14 protein-coding genes and 1 tRNA gene are annotated in these 16,736 nt (G+C 64.3%); 7 read left to right on the top strand and 8 right to left on the bottom strand.

What is annotated here, in order from left to right:
• Nucleotides 1-86: 86 nt before the first annotated feature.
• From mce to CK224_RS04025, 6 genes are all read left to right on the top strand, one after another.
• Nucleotides 87-491 (top strand): methylmalonyl-CoA epimerase, encoded by a 405-nt coding sequence (mce, locus tag CK224_RS04050; protein ID WP_095780843.1) that lies wholly within the window; start codon nt 87-89, stop codon nt 489-491.
• Complete coding sequence (locus CK224_RS04045) at nt 488-772, top strand: DUF1467 family protein (protein WP_095779752.1); 285 nt, start codon at nt 488-490, stop codon at nt 770-772. The genes mce and CK224_RS04045 overlap by 4 nt, the downstream gene beginning before the upstream one ends.
• 577 nt (nt 773-1,349) lie before the next feature.
• Nucleotides 1,350-2,675, top strand: a complete 1,326-nt coding sequence (proS, locus tag CK224_RS04040; RefSeq protein ID WP_095780914.1) for a proline--tRNA ligase — start codon at nt 1,350-1,352, stop codon at nt 2,673-2,675.
• Entirely contained in the window at nt 2,675-3,958 is a 1,284-nt protein-coding gene (locus CK224_RS04035; protein WP_067001237.1) for a lipoprotein-releasing ABC transporter permease subunit, read from the top strand. The genes proS and CK224_RS04035 overlap by 1 nt, the downstream gene beginning before the upstream one ends.
• On the top strand, nt 3,955-4,638 hold the full coding sequence (locus CK224_RS04030) for an ABC transporter ATP-binding protein (RefSeq protein ID WP_176477841.1): 684 nt from the start codon (nt 3,955-3,957) through the stop codon (nt 4,636-4,638). The genes CK224_RS04035 and CK224_RS04030 overlap by 4 nt, the downstream gene beginning before the upstream one ends.
• Before the next feature lie 507 nt (nt 4,639-5,145).
• Nucleotides 5,146-6,396, top strand: a complete 1,251-nt coding sequence (locus CK224_RS04025) for an SRPBCC family protein (RefSeq protein ID WP_095780841.1) — start codon at nt 5,146-5,148, stop codon at nt 6,394-6,396.
• A 10-nt stretch (nt 6,397-6,406) separates the two neighbouring features.
• On the opposite strand, the gene lipB is transcribed toward CK224_RS04025, so the two are convergent.
• Entirely contained in the window at nt 6,407-7,150 is a 744-nt protein-coding gene (lipB, locus tag CK224_RS04020) for a lipoyl(octanoyl) transferase LipB (RefSeq protein WP_095780840.1), read from the bottom strand.
• A 239-nt stretch (nt 7,151-7,389) separates the two neighbouring features.
• Between lipB and CK224_RS04015 the strand changes: the two genes are divergently transcribed.
• Nucleotides 7,390-7,474: transfer RNA gene (locus CK224_RS04015), tRNA-Leu, on the top strand.
• A gap of 145 nt (nt 7,475-7,619) precedes the next feature.
• On the opposite strand, the gene CK224_RS04010 is transcribed toward CK224_RS04015, so the two are convergent.
• From CK224_RS04010 to CK224_RS03980, 7 genes are all read right to left on the bottom strand, one after another.
• Nucleotides 7,620-10,304, bottom strand: coding sequence for a phosphoenolpyruvate carboxylase (locus tag CK224_RS04010; RefSeq protein ID WP_095780839.1), 2,685 nt, complete (start codon nt 10,302-10,304; stop codon nt 7,620-7,622).
• A gap of 66 nt (nt 10,305-10,370) precedes the next feature.
• The gene (locus CK224_RS04005; protein WP_095780838.1) at nt 10,371-11,339 is read right to left on the bottom strand and encodes a D-glycerate dehydrogenase; all 969 of its coding nucleotides are present in this window, start codon (nt 11,337-11,339) and stop codon (nt 10,371-10,373) included.
• Nucleotides 11,340-11,425: 86 nt separating this feature from the next.
• Complete coding sequence (gene sucD / locus CK224_RS04000) at nt 11,426-12,325, bottom strand: succinate--CoA ligase subunit alpha (protein ID WP_067001220.1); 900 nt, start codon at nt 12,323-12,325, stop codon at nt 11,426-11,428.
• A 13-nt stretch (nt 12,326-12,338) separates the two neighbouring features.
• Nucleotides 12,339-13,526: a malate--CoA ligase subunit beta gene (locus tag CK224_RS03995; RefSeq protein ID WP_095780837.1), complete on the bottom strand. Its 1,188-nt coding sequence runs from the start codon at nt 13,524-13,526 to the stop codon at nt 12,339-12,341.
• 17 nt (nt 13,527-13,543) lie between these two features.
• Nucleotides 13,544-14,506 carry a CoA ester lyase gene (locus CK224_RS03990; RefSeq protein WP_095780836.1) on the bottom strand — a complete coding sequence of 321 codons (963 nt, stop codon included), beginning with the start codon at nt 14,504-14,506 and terminating at the stop codon, nt 13,544-13,546.
• A 10-nt stretch (nt 14,507-14,516) separates the two neighbouring features.
• Nucleotides 14,517-15,707 (bottom strand): aminotransferase class V-fold PLP-dependent enzyme, encoded by a 1,191-nt coding sequence (locus CK224_RS03985; RefSeq protein WP_095778527.1) that lies wholly within the window; start codon nt 15,705-15,707, stop codon nt 14,517-14,519.
• Between the two features lie 121 nt (nt 15,708-15,828).
• Nucleotides 15,829-16,452, bottom strand: a complete 624-nt coding sequence (locus CK224_RS03980; RefSeq protein ID WP_095780913.1) for a response regulator transcription factor — start codon at nt 16,450-16,452, stop codon at nt 15,829-15,831.
• Between the last annotated feature and the right edge of the window lie 284 nt (nt 16,453-16,736).

Below are 16,736 nucleotides of genomic sequence, written 5' to 3'. Positions count from 1 at the left end.
GGGAGTACGGGAATAAGGGAGTAGGGAAGAGCAAATAGCTCGGAGTCTTTCCCAACCCCCCTACTCCCCTAACTTTCGGAGCGCTTATGCTCGGACGCCTAAATCATGTCGCGCTTGCCGTGCCGAACCTGGCTGCGGCGACAGCTGCGTATCGCGATACGCTGGGCGCTCAGCTGAGCGAGCCGCAGGCGCTGCCGGAACATGGCGTCACGGTTGTGTTCGTCGATGTCGGCAACGCCAAGATCGAGCTGCTGGAGCCACTGGGCGACGCTTCACCGATCGCAGCCTTCCTCGCGAAGAACCCGTCGGGCGGCATGCATCATGTCTGCTACGAGGTCGACGATATCCTCGCCACGCGCGACCAGCTCAAAGCAAGCGGCGCGCGTGTGCTCGGCGACGGCAATCCGAAGATCGGCGCGCATGGCAAGCCGGTGCTGTTCCTGCATCCCAAGGATTTCTTCGGCACGCTGGTCGAATTGGAGCAGGCATGAACTGGGTTTCCTTCGTCGCACTGTTCTTCGTCACCTGGTGGCTGGTGCTGTTTGCGGTGCTGCCCTTCAGCCTGCGCACCCAGGATGAGGACAAGGACGTGACGCTCGGCACGGTCTCGAGCGCGCCGAAGGGACCGCATATGCTGCGCGCGGCGATCCGCACGACGATCGTCACCGCGATCGTGATCGGCATTTTCTACGGCCTGACAAGGGGGCTCGGCTTCGGTTTCGACGACATTCCGCACATCGTGCCGGACTTTACTCATACTGCCGGCCGTTAGCGCTCTGCCCAGTTTCCGCAAGTATTGATCAGCCCGCGCCCGTGCTGGTTGAAATCGGAAGCCGGCTTCCGATTTCAAGGGCTGACGCAGCATAATGCTGTTTGGCAGGTCGTGGTGCTAAGCAGATGATTGCACAAAAAAAATGCAAGGCACGAGGCCTTGCAATTTAAACGCGTCCGATCTGTTTCCGGTGTCCGGCGGCAGCGAGTAACCGCGCCTAGATCGCATCCTCCCAAGACTTTGACCGCGTAGGAGAGCAGATTTTTCTCCGCCCTCTCGGTTATCGGCGCACACTAGACCAAGGCAGGTGAAAATGTCACGAAGAATTTTGCCCCCAAATAGGCAATATCGTGCTGCACTGCACAATAGTGGGGCAGGGCTTGCTTGTGAATCGATCAAAAGGCCAGATGCGGCACTTTGGTGGCCAAAACGGGCCCTTTTGATCATGCGCAGAACGCCGCAACACTTTGGAGCGCTCGGGTTTCCATTCGGTCATGAAATGGCTATGAAGCCCGGGCAAGCAGCCTCGGTTGCGCCGATTCCCCGCGCCGCCATTTTTTCATTCACGGACCACTCCATGCGTTTGTCGCGCTACTTCCTGCCCATTCTCAAAGAAAACCCCCGTGAGGCCGAAATCGTCTCGCATCGGCTGATGCTGCGCGCCGGCATGATCCGCCAGCAGGGGCAGGGCAGCTTCTCCTGGCTGCCGCTCGGCAAGCGCGTGCTGGACAAGGTCTGCCAGATCATCCGCGAGGAGCAGAACCGAGCCGGCGCGCTGGAAATCCTGATGCCGACGATCCAGTCGGCGGATCTGTGGCGCGAGAGCGGTCGTTACAATGACTACGGCAAGGAGATGCTGCGCATCAAGGACCGGCAGGACCGCGACATGCTCTATGGTCCGACCAATGAGGAAATGGTCACCGAGATCTTCCGCGCCTACGTCAAGTCCTACAAGGACCTGCCGCTCAACCTCTATCACATCCAGTGGAAGTTCCGCGACGAGGTGCGGCCCCGCTTCGGCGTGATGCGCTCGCGCGAGTTCCTGATGAAGGACGCTTACTCCTTCGATCTCGATTTTGAAGGCGCGAGAGCCGCCTATAACCGCATGTTCGTCTCATACTTGAGGACGTTCACGCGCATGGGCCTGCAGGCCATTCCGATGCGCGCCGATACCGGCCCGATCGGCGGCGACCTCAGCCACGAGTTCATCATCCTGGCCGAGACCGGCGAGAGCCAGGTGTTTTGCGACCGCGCCTATCTCTCGCTCGACGTGCCCGGCGCGGACACGAACTTTTCCAACGATGCCGAGATCGGCGGCATCGTGACGAAATGGACGACTCCTTACGCCGCCACCGACGAGATGCATGACGAAGCGGCATGGGAGAAGGTGCCCGAAGGCGAGAGGCTCTCGGCGCGCGGCATCGAGGTCGGCCATATCTTCCATTTCGGCGAGAAGTATTCGAAGCCGATGAACGCGAAGGTCACCGGTCCCGACGGCAAGGACCATTATGCTTCGGGCGGCTCCTACGGCATCGGCCCGTCGCGGCTGGTCGCGGCGATCATTGAGGCGAGCCATGACGAGAACGGCATCATTTGGCCGGAAGCGGTCGCGCCGTTCGATATCGGTCTGATCAACATGAAGGTCGGCGACGCCGAATGCGACCGCGTCTGCGACGAGCTCTACGCAGCGCTGACCTCGGCCGGCAAGGACGTGCTTTATGACGACACCGACCAGCGGCCGGGCGGCAAGTTCGCAACCGCCGACCTGATCGGCCTGCCCTGGCAGGTGATCGTCGGACCGCGCGGGGTGGCTAGCGGCGAGGTCGAGATCAAGAACCGCCGGAGCGGCGAGCGCGAGACGCTGCCGATCGCGGAGGCCCAGAAACGCTTGGGTATCGCGTGATGGGCGAGGCGGCTGCAGCTCGATCGCCGGCAGGCGCCTTTTCAGGCTTCGAGCGCATGGTGGCGTGGCGCTACCTGCGTTCGCGGCGCAAGGAGACGGTGATCTCGGTCATCGCCTCGATCTCGTTCCTCGGCATCATGCTGGGCGTCGCCACGCTGATCGTCGTCATGGCAGTGATGAACGGTTTTCGCGCCGAGCTGCTCACCCGCATCCTCGGCGTCAACGGCCATCTGATCGTGCAGCCGCTCGATTCGCCGCTGGAGGACTATGCGCAGGTGGCGAGCCGCATCAACGGCGTTGCCGGCGTCAAATACGCTATCCCGCTGATCGACGGGCAGGTGCTGGCGCAAGGCAATGTCGGCGGCGGCACCGGCGCGCTGGTGCGCGGCATTCGCGCCGAGGATCTCAACAAGATCTCGATTGTGTCCAGCAACATCAAGCAGGGCACGCTCGACGGTTTCGACACCGGCGATGGCGTGGCGATCGGCAAGCGCATGGCCGAGAATCTCGGGCTGGTGCTCGGCGACACCATCACGCTGATCTCACCCGAAGGCGACGTTACCCCGCTTGGCACCACGCCGCGCATGAAGGGCTACAAGGTGGCGGCGATCTTCGAGGTCGGCATGTCGGAATATGACAGCTCGATCGTCTACATGCCGTTTTCGGAAGCCCAGCTCTATTTCAACATGGACGGACGGGCGCAGACCATCGAGATCTATGTCGACAATCCGGACAATGTGGATGCGCTGAAGCCGTTGGTCGAGCAGGCGGCGCAGCGGCCGGTCGACCTCGTCGACTGGCGCCAGCGCAACGAGACCTTCTTCTCGGCGCTGCAGGTCGAGCGCAACGTCATGTTCATGATTCTCACGCTGATCGTGCTGGTGGCGGCGCTCAACATCATCTCCGGCCTCATCATGCTGGTGAAGGACAAGGGCCACGACATCGCGATCCTGCGCACCATGGGCGCGTCGCGCGGCGCGATCCTGCGCATTTTCCTGATGACGGGGGCTGCGATCGGGGTCACCGGCACTATCGCCGGCGTGCTGCTCGGCGTCGTCATCTGCCTCAACATCGAATCGATCCGCCAGTTCTTCTCCTGGATGACCGGCAGGATCCTGTTCAATCCCGAGCTCTATTTCCTCAGCCAGTTGCCTGCGAAGATGGACCCGCGCGAGACCACCTATGTCGTCATCATGGCGCTCACCCTGTCTTTCCTGGCCACGGTGTTTCCGGCCTGGCGGGCAGCCCGGCTCGATCCGGTCGAAGCCTTGAGGTACGAGTGATGGCCGAAGCCATTATCGAGCTTAAGGGCGTCGAGCGGCACTATGTCCAGGGGCCGCGCAAGCTGACAATTCTGAACGGCGCCGACTTCTCGCTCAGGCGTGGCGAGATGGTGGCGCTGGTGGCGCCGTCGGGCACCGGCAAGTCGACGCTGCTGCATACGGCGGGGCTGCTCGAGCGGCCGGACGCCGGCGACGTGATCCTCAGCGGCCGCGCCTGTGGCCGGCTGTCGGATGACGAGCGCACCGCTATCCGCCGCAACGATGTCGGCTTCGTCTACCAGTTCCATCATCTGCTGCCGGAGTTCTCCGCGCTCGAAAACATCATGATGCCGCAGCTGATCAAGGGGCTCGGCCGCAAGGAGGCATCCGAGCGGGCGGCGCAGCTTCTCGACTACATGCAGATCGGCAAGCGGGCACAGCACCGGCCGGCCGAGCTATCCGGCGGCGAGCAGCAGCGCGTGGCGATCGCGCGCGCGGTCGCCAACGCGCCGCTGGTGCTGCTGGCCGACGAGCCTACCGGCAATCTCGACCCGGCCACCGCCTCTTACGTGTTCGATGCGCTGGAGGCGCTGGTCAGGCAGTCGGGGCTGGCGGCGCTGATCGCCACCCACAATCACGAGCTGGCCTCGCGCATGGACCGGCGGGTGACGCTGGCAGAAGGCAAGGTGGTGCCGCTTTAAGGCAAGCCGATAGTAGGCTGAGGCCGGCCTGTCGACCGCAGCTTCTGCGCTTCCGTACTCACCTACGAATAAGTACCCGCCGTTCCGGTTCTCAAAAGCGCCATCCTCGGCTCGGCCTGATCTCGACTTGCCCTCCGCGCGCTCAAAAGAGCCTATCGTCTCGTCAACCTTTCCTTAACCGTGCCCAAACGGATCGCCTGAATTCACTCGGCATGCCGTTCTTCGATCGTTGACATTCGAACAAAATTAGAACAAATGCGAACATATTAACAACAGGAGAGAGTTATGGCCGATCTGGTTCAGGATGTCGTCTCGCTGGTCTGCATGAGCACCTTTCTCATTTCCATGGCGATCTGGATTGGCGCCATGTGAGCAGGCGGCTGGCCGCCGCCTTGGGCGGATGAAGGGTCCGCTCTCTGTTTGGGACGGGCACGAGCCCGCCCATTGTTAAGCTTTTCTTGGCCGCACCCCCGCTAGCTTGCCTCGCAAAGACAGGGAGTAAGGGCAGTGTCGGTCATCGCCACGGTCACACTCGTGGCCGGAAATCTCGGACTCATCTTTCTCTTGATGACGGTGCCGCTCGGGCTGCGCACGGTTACGGTCAGCCGCGTGATCGAGGCTGGCCGGAATCGCCTCTGGCAGGCGCTGTGGCCGTTCGGCAGCGACGCCGGCTGGTCCGGTGAAATCCTCTCTGCCGAACCCATGGACGGCGAGGGGACGACGTCGATCAAGCTGTCCTGGGAAGGGCGCGACGGGCGGCCGATCGAACGCAAGGCGCGGCTCGACGATGTGGTGGAAGGCAGCCGTTTCTCGATGCGCGTCGTTGAGGACACGGCTCTCGATCCCTCGTTCTGGGCCGACTATCGCGAAACCACCGCGCTCGCGCCCGAAGGCGATGCGACGCGCGTTACGCTCACGCAAACCGACCGCTATCGCGGCGTCGCCTTCCTGATCTTCCGCTACTTCGCCATGCGCCGCGAGCTCGCCAAGTTGCAGGTCTGGGCGAGAACCGGAACGTATCGCACGGGCGGCTGGTTCGAGCATCCGGTGAGCCAGATAGGCTTTGCCGTGCTTTCGGCCTTCATCCTGTGGCCGTTCTTCGGCCTCAACCTCGGGGGACTGGCGTTGGCTGTCATCCTAACTTCGGTGGTGGCGCTGCACGAGCTTGGCCACATGGCGGCATTCCGCCTGACGGGGCATCGCCGGGTGCGCATGATCTTCATTCCGTTGCTCGGCGGTATCGCCATGGGCGGCAGGCCGTATGACAGCCGCTTCGAGGTCGCCTTCGTGGCGCTGATGGGGGCGGGCTTCTCCGCTTTCCTGGTGCCTCTGCTGATCGCCGCCAGCGGCCTTGCCGGCAGCGAAGGACACCGCTCGGCGGCAGTGCTGCTGGCGACGCTTGCCGGCTGCGCGTCGCTGTTCAACATCGCCAATCTGGTGCCGGTGTGGAAGTTCGACGGCGGCCAAGTGCTGCGCCAAATCTGCCCGGGCCCGATCGCGCTGGCGCTGGCCTCCTTCCTGCTGCTGTTCGCGTTGCTGGCGCTCGGCTGGCGCGCCGGCTTCTCGCCAAGCTTCCTGCTCGTCGCCGGCGCGGTGTTCTCGGTCCTCAGCCTGCTCACGGTCGGCAGCGGCGTGAAACCGCGTCACGAGCTGAAGCCGATCCACGCCTTCGATCGCCTGGCCATGGCCGGCGCGCTGCTGGCGGTCTTTTCCATTCACGGCTATGGCGTGCTCTGGGCCTCCGCGCAACTGATGTAGCCGCGCCGGATTACCCTGCCTTTCGGGCCGGCTCGGCGACCGGGGCCGCGGCAGGCCCGAACACGTCCTCGAAGGCGGATTTCAGCGCGAGATCGAGATCGGCCATGGTGACCGGAAGGCCGAGATCGACGAGGCTGGTCACGCCATGGTCCGAAACGCCGCAGGGCACGATGCCGCCGAAGTGGGAAAGCTCCGGCTCGACATTGATGGCAATGCCGTGAAAGCTCACCCAGCGCCTGAGCCTGATGCCGATTGCGGCGATCTTGTCCTCGGCGGGCGTGCCGTCAGGCAGGGCAGGCCGATCCGGCCGCACCACCCAGACGCCGACGCGATCCTCGCGGCGCTCGCCGCGCACGTTGAAGGCGGCAAGCGTGCCGATGATCCACTCTTCGAGCGCGGCAACGAAGGCGCGAACATCCTCGCGCCGGCGCTTCAAGTCGAGCATGACATAGGCGACGCGCTGGCCGGGGCCGTGATAGGTGTATTCGCCGCCGCGTCCCGCGGCAAAGACCGGAAAGCGGTCAGGGTCGATGAGGTCCTCGATACGGGCGCTGGTGCCGGCGGTGTAGAGCGGCGGATGCTCGACCAGCCAGACCATCTCGCCGGCAGCGCCATTGCGGATGGCCTCGGCGCGCGATTCCATGAAGGCGAGCGCGTCGGGATAAGACGTCAGGCCGGGCTCGATGACCCACTCGACCGGCGCCGAACCGGGAAGGGGCAGGAACGACGTGGCGATCTGGCTGCGTTCTGTCATGGAACTTTCTCGATGCTCCCCCCATATGGCGGCAATTGGCTGAAACGTCCAGTTTCGCCCGGCCCGTGTCCAGGCTGTGGAGCATTGCGCCAGGAGCTTTGTCTGAGCATGTCGTCTCCCAAAAACCGCCACGCACTTTTGGGCGACATGCATTAGCGAATATTCCGCACGGCACCCTTGTTTCGCCGGAAACGATTTGCTACAGGCCCCGGGCCGGACGGTTCCGGCTCCTACCACGTGCGGTCGTGGCGGAATTGGTAGACGCGCAGCGTTGAGGTCGCTGTGGGGCAACCCGTGGAAGTTCGAGTCTTCTCGACCGCACCATTCTCCCCCAAAAAGGCACTGCTTGGATGAGCCCGTGAGGCGGCGCGTCCGACGTTCTGCGGGCCAAAACAAAAGCGGCGCCAGATCCTGCGGACCGCGCCGCCGCTTTGGGTTTCAAGCCCTTCCGTTCTGAAAAAAACCGGGCCTATCCCGTCCAGCCAAGGCCGGCCGAGATGCAATTGATCGAGACGAGCAGGGCGTCGGTCGTCCGCCGTCGATCCGCCGTGCCGGGACTGGTCCGAACCTCGCGCAGCAGATCGACCTGCAGGCGGTGGATGTCGTCCATCTGTCGCCGCAGATTGTCGAAACGCCGCTTGAACATCGGAAAGCGCGCGGAAAGATCGCCGCCGGTGAGGTCACCGATCAGGCGTCGCGTCAGCTCGTATTCGGCTCCGATGCGGCCGTAGATTCGCCAAGCTGCATCGGCGTCGGCTACCAGGCCGGCGTAGAGCTGCGCGATCTCCATGTCGGACTGGTAGAGCGTCTTCTCGGCCTCGTCGACGATCAGACGGAAGAAGCGCGAGCGCTCGAACATGCGGGCCAGAAGCTCGCGCCCGGCCTCGCCGCGCACCGTGACAAAGGCGTTCAGCGCGCTGCCGATGCCATACCAGCCGGTCAACAGATGACGGTTCTGGCTCCAGGCGAACACCCATGGAATGGCGCGCAGGTCGGCAATGCCACTGGCGCCGAAACGGCGATCCGGCCGTGAGCCCATCTTCAGCAGCGCCAGTTCCGCAACGGGGCTCGCCTGGTTGAAATAATCGAGGAAGCCGGGCTCGGCCATCAACCGGGCATAGGATGCCTGCGACATGCCCGCCAGAGCCTCGTGCGCTTCGTCGAACTCCGGCGTTTCCTTCGGCCCGACATCAGCGGGCGATCCGACACTGTGGGCCAGAACGCCGGCGGCGAGAACCTCGAGCTGGTTGAGGCCGGTGCCGCGATTGGCGAATTTCGAAGAAACGACCTCGCCCTGCTCCGTTACCCGCATTCTGCCGGCGACAGTGCCCGCCGGCTGCGCCGCGATCGCCCGGCCGGTCGGCGCGCCGCCACGGCTGACGGAGCCGCCGCGACCGTGAAAGAAACTGATCCTGACCTTGTGCTTGCGCCCGATTGCGGCAAGGCGCTTTTGTGCTTTCGCCAGTTCCCAATTGGAGGCGAGGAAGCCGCCGTCCTTGTTGGAATCCGAATAGCCAAGCATGATTTCCTGGCGCGCGCCAAAATCGCGCACAGTCCGCCGCACCAGCGAAACACCGAGCAAATCATTCAGGACGGCAGGAGCGGCCTGCAGATCGGCGATGGTCTCGAACAATGGCACGATGCGCAGCCTGATCGTGCCGCTACTACCAGGGGCGGTCGAAAGTCCGCAATATTGCGCCAGCAGATACACCGCGAGCAGGTCGTCGGCCGAGCGGGTCATGCTGAGCACGAACGAGCCAACGGCGTCGGCATCCTCGCCCGAATTGTGCCTGGCGATGACAGAGAATGTCGAAAGCAGTTCGGCCGCCTCAGGCGAGAGCCGGCCTGCGTCGATCTCCGGTTGCTCGCCCTGGCTGAGGCTTGAGCGGAGGTGCGCCGACCATCGCGGCGTGCCGGGTGAGACCGGGTCGGCCGGATCTGTCAGCGCAAACAGCTCGGCCAGCACCCGGTTGACGACCGCGGAGTTCTGCCGGATGTCGAGCGAGACCGTACGGAAGCCGAAGCTTCCGGCTTGCCAGATGAGAGGCTGGACGAAGCGCCTGGCGACCGCGCGCCCACCGATCGATTCGAGAACGGAAGACAGTGCGTTGAGATCGGCACGAAACGCTTCCGCCGAGAGATATGCCGCCGTGCCGCCGTCGCGCGTCGCCGCCAGCCGGGCAAGCATGGCCGAAGCGAATTGGCGAAGCGGTTCATCGGGGTTGCGGGCGGCAATCGCTTGCGCCTGCCCGCTTTTGTCAAGCGCGGCTTGCAGCACCGGCTTGAAGCTCGGCGGCAGGTCGATGACGTTGGAGCTGGCGCTGAGCACCGTCACCAGCCGCTGCACCTGCGTCAGATACCAGCTTATGGCGATATTGCGGTATTCGGCCAGGGCATGAGCGGTGACTGCGGCCGTCACATTTGGATTGCCGTCGCGGTCGCCGCCGATCCACGAGGCATAGCGCATGAAGGAGGGGATTCTGATCGGCTCTCCCGGATAGTGACGCTCGAACGCGCCTTGAAGCTTGCCGTAGAGCTGCGGCGTTGCCTCGAAGATGACTTCGCGAAAGAAGTGCAGGCCCCAGGCGATTTCGCCCTCGACCGTCGGGCGCTCAAGTCGCAGCTCGCCCGTCATCCACAGAAGCTCGATCTCGCTTTCCAGATCGGCGACCAACAGGTCGCGTTCGCGCGGCGCCCAGCGCGGCTGGTCGAGCTCGGTCAACTTGCGATAGATGCGGCGATGGATCTCCAGCACCGTGACGCGCTTGGCCTCCGTGGGGTGCGCGGTCATGGTCGGCCCGACACATAGCTCATCGAGCGTGGCCTGGACTTCCCCCGCCGAGCGGCCGTTCGCCGCCATCTGCGCGACCACGCTGGCGAAGGACCCGGTCACCTCGTCGGCGCCCGCGCCTTGTTCGAGTTCGCGCCGCGCCCGCATGGCAAGCAACTCGTCGGCAATCGTCAACAACTGGAACCACACGCCGCTCGCCTGAAGCGCCGGGATGCGTTGTTCCGCGGCAAGCGAGACAAGCGACCGACGCCCGCTCAGTACGGCGGCGACCTCGGGCTCACGAGCGCTTGCGACCTGAAGCAGCAGGCGCAACAGGAGGCTGCGCTCGTCCTCGCGAAATTTGATGCGTCTGCTCTGTTCCAAACCGCTTTCCTCGGCTGCATCGATTGCAACTGCAGCAGCGCCTTGAATGGAGGCCGGCGCCGGCTGTCAGGCGACCCGATCGGGGACGGGGCGGCCTTCGAAGAAGGCGGTCAGGTTCTCCACCACCTTCATGCCCATCGCCACCCGCGTTTCCTCGGTCGCGCTGCCGAGATGCGGCAACAGCACGACGTTCTCCAACTGCTTCAGCGCTTCCGGAACGGCGGGCTCGTCGGCAAAGACGTCGAGACCTGCACCTGCGATCTCGCGCCGTTGCAGTGCACCGATCAGGGCATCCTGGTCGACGACGTCGCCGCGCGCGGTGTTGATCAGGAAGGCGCCGCGTTTCATCAACCCCAGGCTTCGAGCATCGATGAGATGGCGGTTTTCCGCGCCGCCCGGACAGTGCAGCGAGACGAAATCGGATGCCGTAAGCACATCGTCCAAAGTCGGCAACTGCTCCGCGCCCATAGCGCGCGTCTCGTCATCATCGACCGGTGACCGGTTGAAGAATACGATCTTCATGCCGAAGCCGAAATGCGCGCGCCTGGCCGTCGCTTTGCCGATGCGCCCCATGCCGACAATACCCAAGGTCTTGCCCGACACTTTTGCCCCGGCCATGTGGGTCGGCGACCAGCCTCGCCACTCGCCGGCGCGCAACTGCCGCTCGCCCTCGCCGGTCCGGCGCGCGACGGCCAGCATCAGGCTAAGCGCAAGGTCGGCGGTGCAATCGGTCAGCACGCCAGGCGTGTTGGTCACCACGATGTCGCGGTCGCGGGCCGCCGCGACATCGATATGGCTGAAGCCGACGCCGAAATTGGCGATGATGCGGGTGCGGGCGGCGGTCTCGGGGAACACCGCAACCGGCAAGCGGTCGCTGACCGTCGCCAGGATCGCGTCGAAATGCGCGAAGGCGGACGTCATCGCGGCAGGGCTCAGCGGCTCGTCGCTGTCGTTGAACGTCGTGTCGAAGCGTTCGGCGAGGATCGCTTCGACGGCGGCCGGCCATCTGCGGGTGACAATCAAACGCGGTTTCATCGAGTTTCCTGCTGGTCGATGGCCGCCGCGACGTTTGCGCCGGCCCAGACTTCACCTTTTTGTGGAATGTGCGGCCGTGGGGGCCGTCACGCCGCCTTCTTGGTCCGCGCCAGCGTATCGGCCACGACCTCGCCGAAGGAGGCAGGCGTCGGCACGATGACGACGCCGGCGTCTTTCAGGATCTCGACCTTTTCCTGCGCCGACTCGCCGAAGGCGGAGATGATGGCGCCGGCATGGCCCATGCGGCGGCCCTTCGGCGCCGAAAGTCCGGCGATGTAGGCGATCAGCGGCTTTCGCATGTTGTCGCGCGCCCAGATCGCGGCCTCGGCTTCCTGTGGTCCGCCGATCTCGCCGATCATCACCACGGCGTCGGTGTCCTCGTCGCGCTCGAAGAGCTGAAGAATATCCTTGAAGGACGAACCATTGATCGGATCGCCGCCGATGCCGACGCTGGTCGAGACACCGATGCCCAACGCCTTCATCTGCGAGGCGGCCTCGTAGCCCAGCGTGCCCGAGCGCCCGACGATGCCAACGCGTCCGGGGAGATAGATGCTGCCGGGCATGATGCCCATCAACGCCTGTCCGGGCGTGATGACGCCGGCGCAGTTCGGGCCGACGAGCCGCATGCGGTCCTCGAAGCGGTAGCGGCGCATGTAGCGCTTCACCTGCATCATGTCCTGGGAGGGGATGCCGTCGGTGATGCAGACGCAAAGCTTAATGCCGGCGTCCGCCGCCTCCATGATCGAATCGGCGGCGAAGGGCGGCGGCACGAAGACGATGCTCGCCTCGGCGCGGGTCTCGCGTACAGCGCCCTTGACGGTGTTGAAGACGGGCAGGCCGAGATGCGTCTGGCCGCCTTTGCCGGGGGTGACGCCGCCGACCAGCTTTGTGCCGTAGCGCTTCATGTCGTCGGCGTGGAAGCTGCCGATCTTGCCGGTGAAACCCTGGACGATGACGCGCGTGCTGCGGTTGAGCAGGATTGCCATTTCTCGACCTCCCTCAGGCTGCTTTCTTGTTCTTGGTGCCTTCGCGCCAGGCGGCGACGGCCTTTTCGGCGGCTTCGGCCAGCGTATCGGCGACGATCACCGCCTCGCCGGAATCGGCCAGGATCTTGCGTCCTTCCTCGACCTTGGTGCCGGAGAGGCGCACCACCAGCGGCACGTCGACGCCGACCTCGCGAATCGCCTTGATGACGCCTTCGGCGACCCAGTCACAGCGGTTGATGCCGGCGAAGATGTTGACCAGGATGGTCTCGACATTCTTGTCGCCGAGCACGGCGCGGAAGGATTTCGCCACCCGCTCGGGCGAAGCGCCGCCGCCGATGTCGAGGAAATTGGCCGGTTCGCCGCCGGCGATCTTGATCATGTCCATCGTCGCCATGGCGAGGCCTGCGCCGTTGATGATGCACCCGATATTGCCGTCCAGCCCGACATAGGAGAGACCGCGATCGCTCGCAAAAGTCTCACGCGGGTCTTCCTGGCTCTTGTCGCGCAGTTCCGAGATTTCCGGGCGGCGGAACAGCGCGTTCTCGTCGAACGACATTTTGGCGTCGAGCGCGACGAGGCTGCCGTCGCGGGTCACCACCAGCGGATTGATCTCCAGCATCGAGGCGTCGTAGTCGCGGAACACCTGGTAGCAGCCGAGGATGGTCTCGGTCGCCTTGCCGATCAGGTTGCTTTCAAGTCCGAGGCCGAAGGCGATCTCGCGCGCCTGGAAGCCCTGCATGCCGACGCCCGGATCGACGGTGGCGCGGATGATGGAATCCGGCTTCTTTTCGGAAATGTCCTCGATCTCCATGCCGCCGGCGGCCGATGCCACGATCATGACGCGCTCTTCCTTCCGGTCGAGCACGAAGCCGAGATAGAGCTCCTGCGCGATGTCGACGGCTTCCTCGAGATAGAGGCGCGAGATCAGCTTGCCGCGCGGGCCGGTCTGCTGGGTGACCAGCTTTCGGCCGAGCATGCCCTCGGCGGCGTTGGAGATCTCCTCGTCGTTGGAGCAGAGCTTGATGCCGCCGGCTTTGCCGCGTGCGCCGGAATGGACCTGCGCCTTCAGCACCCATTTCGAGCCGCCGATCTCGCGCGCCCGGTAGGTCGCCTGCTCGGGGCTGTAGGCAAGGCCGCCGCGCGGGACATGCACGCCGTGGCGGGCGAGCAGTTCCTTGGCCTGGTATTCGTGAATGTCCATCTTGTCCTCCCGGTAATCTAATGCGCTGCGCTATGCGCCTGGCTGGCGCGCTCGATCGCCTCGCTCACCACCAGAACATTGCGTGCCATGCGTTCCGAGGCAGCGTCGATCATCTTGCCGTCGAGCGCCGCCGCGCCCTTGCCGAGCGCCTCCGCTTCCTTGAGCACTTCAAGGATGCGGCGAGCGCGGGTGACCTCCTTTTCCGGCGGCGAGAACACGTCGTTGGCCAGAGCGATTTGCGACGGATGGATCGCCCATTTGCCTTCGATGCCGAGTGCGGCGGCGCGCCTGGCGGCTGCTGTGTAACCTTCGGGGTCGGAGAAATCGCCGAACGGTCCGTCGATGGCGCGCAAGCCATAGGCGCGGCAGGCGACAGTCATGCGCGACAGGGCGAAATGCCACTGATCGCCGGGATAGTCAGGGTTGAGGCCGCCGATGTTGACGGTGCGCGCCTTGTTGCTGGCGGCGTAATCGGCGACGCCGAAATGCATCGCTTCGAGCCGGCCGGGCGTGGCGGCGATCGCCTCGACATTGGCCATGCCGAGCGCGGTTTCGATCAGCGCTTCGAGGCCGACCCGGGTCTTGAAACCCTTGGCCATCTCGATCTGGTTGATCATGGCCTCGACCATGTAGAGGTCCGCCGGTACGCCGACCTTCGGCACCAGGATCGTGTCGAGCCGGTCGCCGGCCTGTTCCATGACGTCGACCACGTCGCGGTACATGTAGTGGGTGTCGAGGCCGTTGATGCGCACCGACACGGTCTTGCCCTTGGCGCGCCAATCGATGTCGTTCAGCGCCTGGATGATGTTCTTGCGCGCGCGCTCCTTGTCGGGCGGCGCCACCGCGTCCTCGATGTCGAGGAAGACGAAGTCGGCGGCGCTGTTCGCCGCCTTGTCGATCATTTCCGGGCTGGAGCCGGGAACCGCCAGCTCGCTGCGCTGGAGCCTGAGCTTCTTGAGGTGGTTGATGGTGTGGCTCATCGTCCGTTCCTCACGCCGCCTCGGCGACCGGCATTGCGGCCGTGCGCCGGAAATGCTCGATCGCAGCCGCCACGCCCGAGCCCGGCGCCAGGCGCACTCCGCAATCAAGCAGCGCCATTTCGGCCGCCGACAGCGAGGCGCAGACCATCACCTCGTTCAGCCAGCCGAGATGGCCGATGCGAAAGACCTTGCCGAAGACCTTGTTGAGGCCGCCGCCGAGCGATGTCTGATAGGTGCGGTAGGCGCGCTTGACGACGTCGCCGCTGTCGATGCCTTCCGGCACCAGGATCGCGCTCACCGTATCGGAGTGCCATTGCGGCGCCTTGGCGCACAGCTTCAGCCCCCAAGCGTCGACGGCCTTGCGCACGCCTTCGGCGAGGCGATGGTGGCGGGCGAAGATGTTCTCCAGCCCTTCCTCGGCGATCAGGTCGAGCGAGGCGCGCAGGCCGCGCAGCAGCTGCGTGGCGGGCGTGTAGGGGAAATAGCCGGCGTCGTTGGCGCGGATCATGTCATCGAAGGAGAAGTAGCAGCGCCGGTGGGTCGCGACTCGCGACGCCGCCAGCGCCTTCTTGCTGACCGACAGGAAGCCGAGGCCGGCGGGCAGCATGAAACCTTTCTGTGAGCCGCTTACCGCGCAGTCGACGCGCCATTCCTCCTGACGGAAGTCGATCGAGCCGATCGACGAGACCCCGTCGACGAAGAGGAGCGCTGGGTGGTTCACCGCATCGAGCACCGCTCGGCAGCCAGCGACGTCGCTGGTAACGCCGGTCGCGGTCTCGTTTTGCGTGCAGAAGACCGCCTTGATCTGGTGCGACTTGTCCGCCCGCAGCCTTTCGGCATAGAGGTCGAGCGGGACGCCGGTTCCCCATTCGCAATCGATGACGTCGACGTCGAAGCCGAGGCGCTCGGCCATATCGACCCACAGATGCGAGAACTGGCCGAAGCGCGACATCAGCACCCGGTCGCCCGGGTTGAGCACGTTCGTCATCGCCGCTTCCCAGGCGCCGGTGCCGGACGACGGATAGATGAAGACGCGGCCGGTCTCGTTCTTGAAAACCTTCTTGATGTCCTCGAACAGCGGCAGCGTAAGATTGGGGAAGGAGGCGGCGCGCATGTCTTCCATCGGCAGGTTCATCGCCTGCCGGACCTCTTCAGGAATGTTGGTGGGTCCAGGGATGAAAAGATGGGTAAACCCGGCCATGCGCAAACTCCTCCTGCGTTTTGGAATGCTGGAGGAAGTTTCATGTCGATGGCGCCGAGCGACAACACCTTGCCGGGTAAGTTGTCGCCACGCGTGGGTAGGTCGAGCCTACCCGATCCGCCTACCCGAAAGGCGATTTGGAGCCGCGTCGCTTCTCGTTGGCATAGAGCGCGACAGCCATGGCGCGGTTGCGCACGTCAAGCTTGTCGTAAAGATTTTTGAGATGGTACTTCACCGTGTTCTCGGAGATCCCGGTGCGGGTCGCGATCTGGAGATTGGTCCAGCCATCGGAAAGCACCGCAAGCAATTCGCGCTCGCGCACGGTGAGTTGCGACAGCGGCGTATCGTTGACCTTGTTGATGTCGATGTAAGGGATGCAGATGCGCCCATGCGCGACCGCCAGGATCGTCTCGAATATGATCGAGGGATCGTCGAACTGAAAGCAATAGCCCTGGGCGCCGAGCCGCACGCACTGCTTCAGGATGCCGATGTCATGATCATTGGAAAAGACCGTGATGCGCAGGTCGAGCTTGCGGTTCTGGATTTCCGCCAGGACATCGGCGCCATCCATGTCGGCGAGCTTCCAGCCGATGACGGCGACGTCGAACCCGGTGTTCGCCGCCAATTCCAGGAATTGCTTGCCGCTCGGCACGGAGCTCAACAGCTCGAAACGCCCGTCGCATTCCAGCATCTCGCGAAGCGCAGACACGACAAGCGGATTGCGCTCGGCGACGATAACACGCACGCGCTGCTCGCCAACTGCTTCGTTCGTTTTCCGGGACTTGAGGTTCAAGGCCTGCCGATTGTCCTGTCGATCTCGCGCTTGCCGATCCACCTGGACCTGCATCATGGCAATTCTGCCCCAACAGCAAAAGGGCGCTCTTTCCGCAGCGACATGCGCTGTCGCGGCGGCTGAACCCGCAAATGCGGCGCGACCCGCCTTTACCGGGAGGCGTCGCGGGGACATTTCTCTGAATATTCCGCGCGCTACGGCTATATTTTCTCAGGACGAATCGTGTCTCGACCCTA

The organism is Mesorhizobium sp. WSM3862 (assembly GCF_002294985.1).
Lineage (GTDB): Bacteria > Pseudomonadota > Alphaproteobacteria > Rhizobiales > Rhizobiaceae > Mesorhizobium.
The sequence above is the reverse complement of the archived record's forward strand: the minus strand, read 5'-3'. Positions and strand labels throughout refer to the sequence as shown.

Excerpts from the sequence above, each read along its gene's own strand:
- mce (WP_095780843.1), top strand. The coding sequence starts at position 87 with ATGCTCGGACGCCTAAATCATGTCGCGCTTGCCGTGCCGAACCTGGCT.
- CK224_RS04035 (WP_067001237.1), top strand. The coding sequence starts at position 2,675 with ATGGGCGAGGCGGCTGCAGCTCGATCGCCGGCAGGCGCCTTTTCAGGC.
- proS (WP_095780914.1), top strand. The coding sequence starts at position 1,350 with ATGCGTTTGTCGCGCTACTTCCTGCCCATTCTCAAAGAAAACCCCCGT.
- CK224_RS04045 (WP_095779752.1), top strand. The coding sequence starts at position 488 with ATGAACTGGGTTTCCTTCGTCGCACTGTTCTTCGTCACCTGGTGGCTG.
- CK224_RS04005 (WP_095780838.1), bottom strand. The coding sequence starts at position 11,339 with ATGAAACCGCGTTTGATTGTCACCCGCAGATGGCCGGCCGCCGTCGAA.
- sucD (WP_067001220.1), bottom strand. The coding sequence starts at position 12,325 with ATGGCAATCCTGCTCAACCGCAGCACGCGCGTCATCGTCCAGGGTTTC.
- CK224_RS03990 (WP_095780836.1), bottom strand. The coding sequence starts at position 14,506 with ATGAGCCACACCATCAACCACCTCAAGAAGCTCAGGCTCCAGCGCAGC.
- lipB (WP_095780840.1), bottom strand. The coding sequence starts at position 7,150 with ATGACAGAACGCAGCCAGATCGCCACGTCGTTCCTGCCCCTTCCCGGT.
- CK224_RS03995 (WP_095780837.1), bottom strand. The coding sequence starts at position 13,526 with ATGGACATTCACGAATACCAGGCCAAGGAACTGCTCGCCCGCCACGGC.
- CK224_RS03985 (WP_095778527.1), bottom strand. The coding sequence starts at position 15,707 with ATGGCCGGGTTTACCCATCTTTTCATCCCTGGACCCACCAACATTCCT.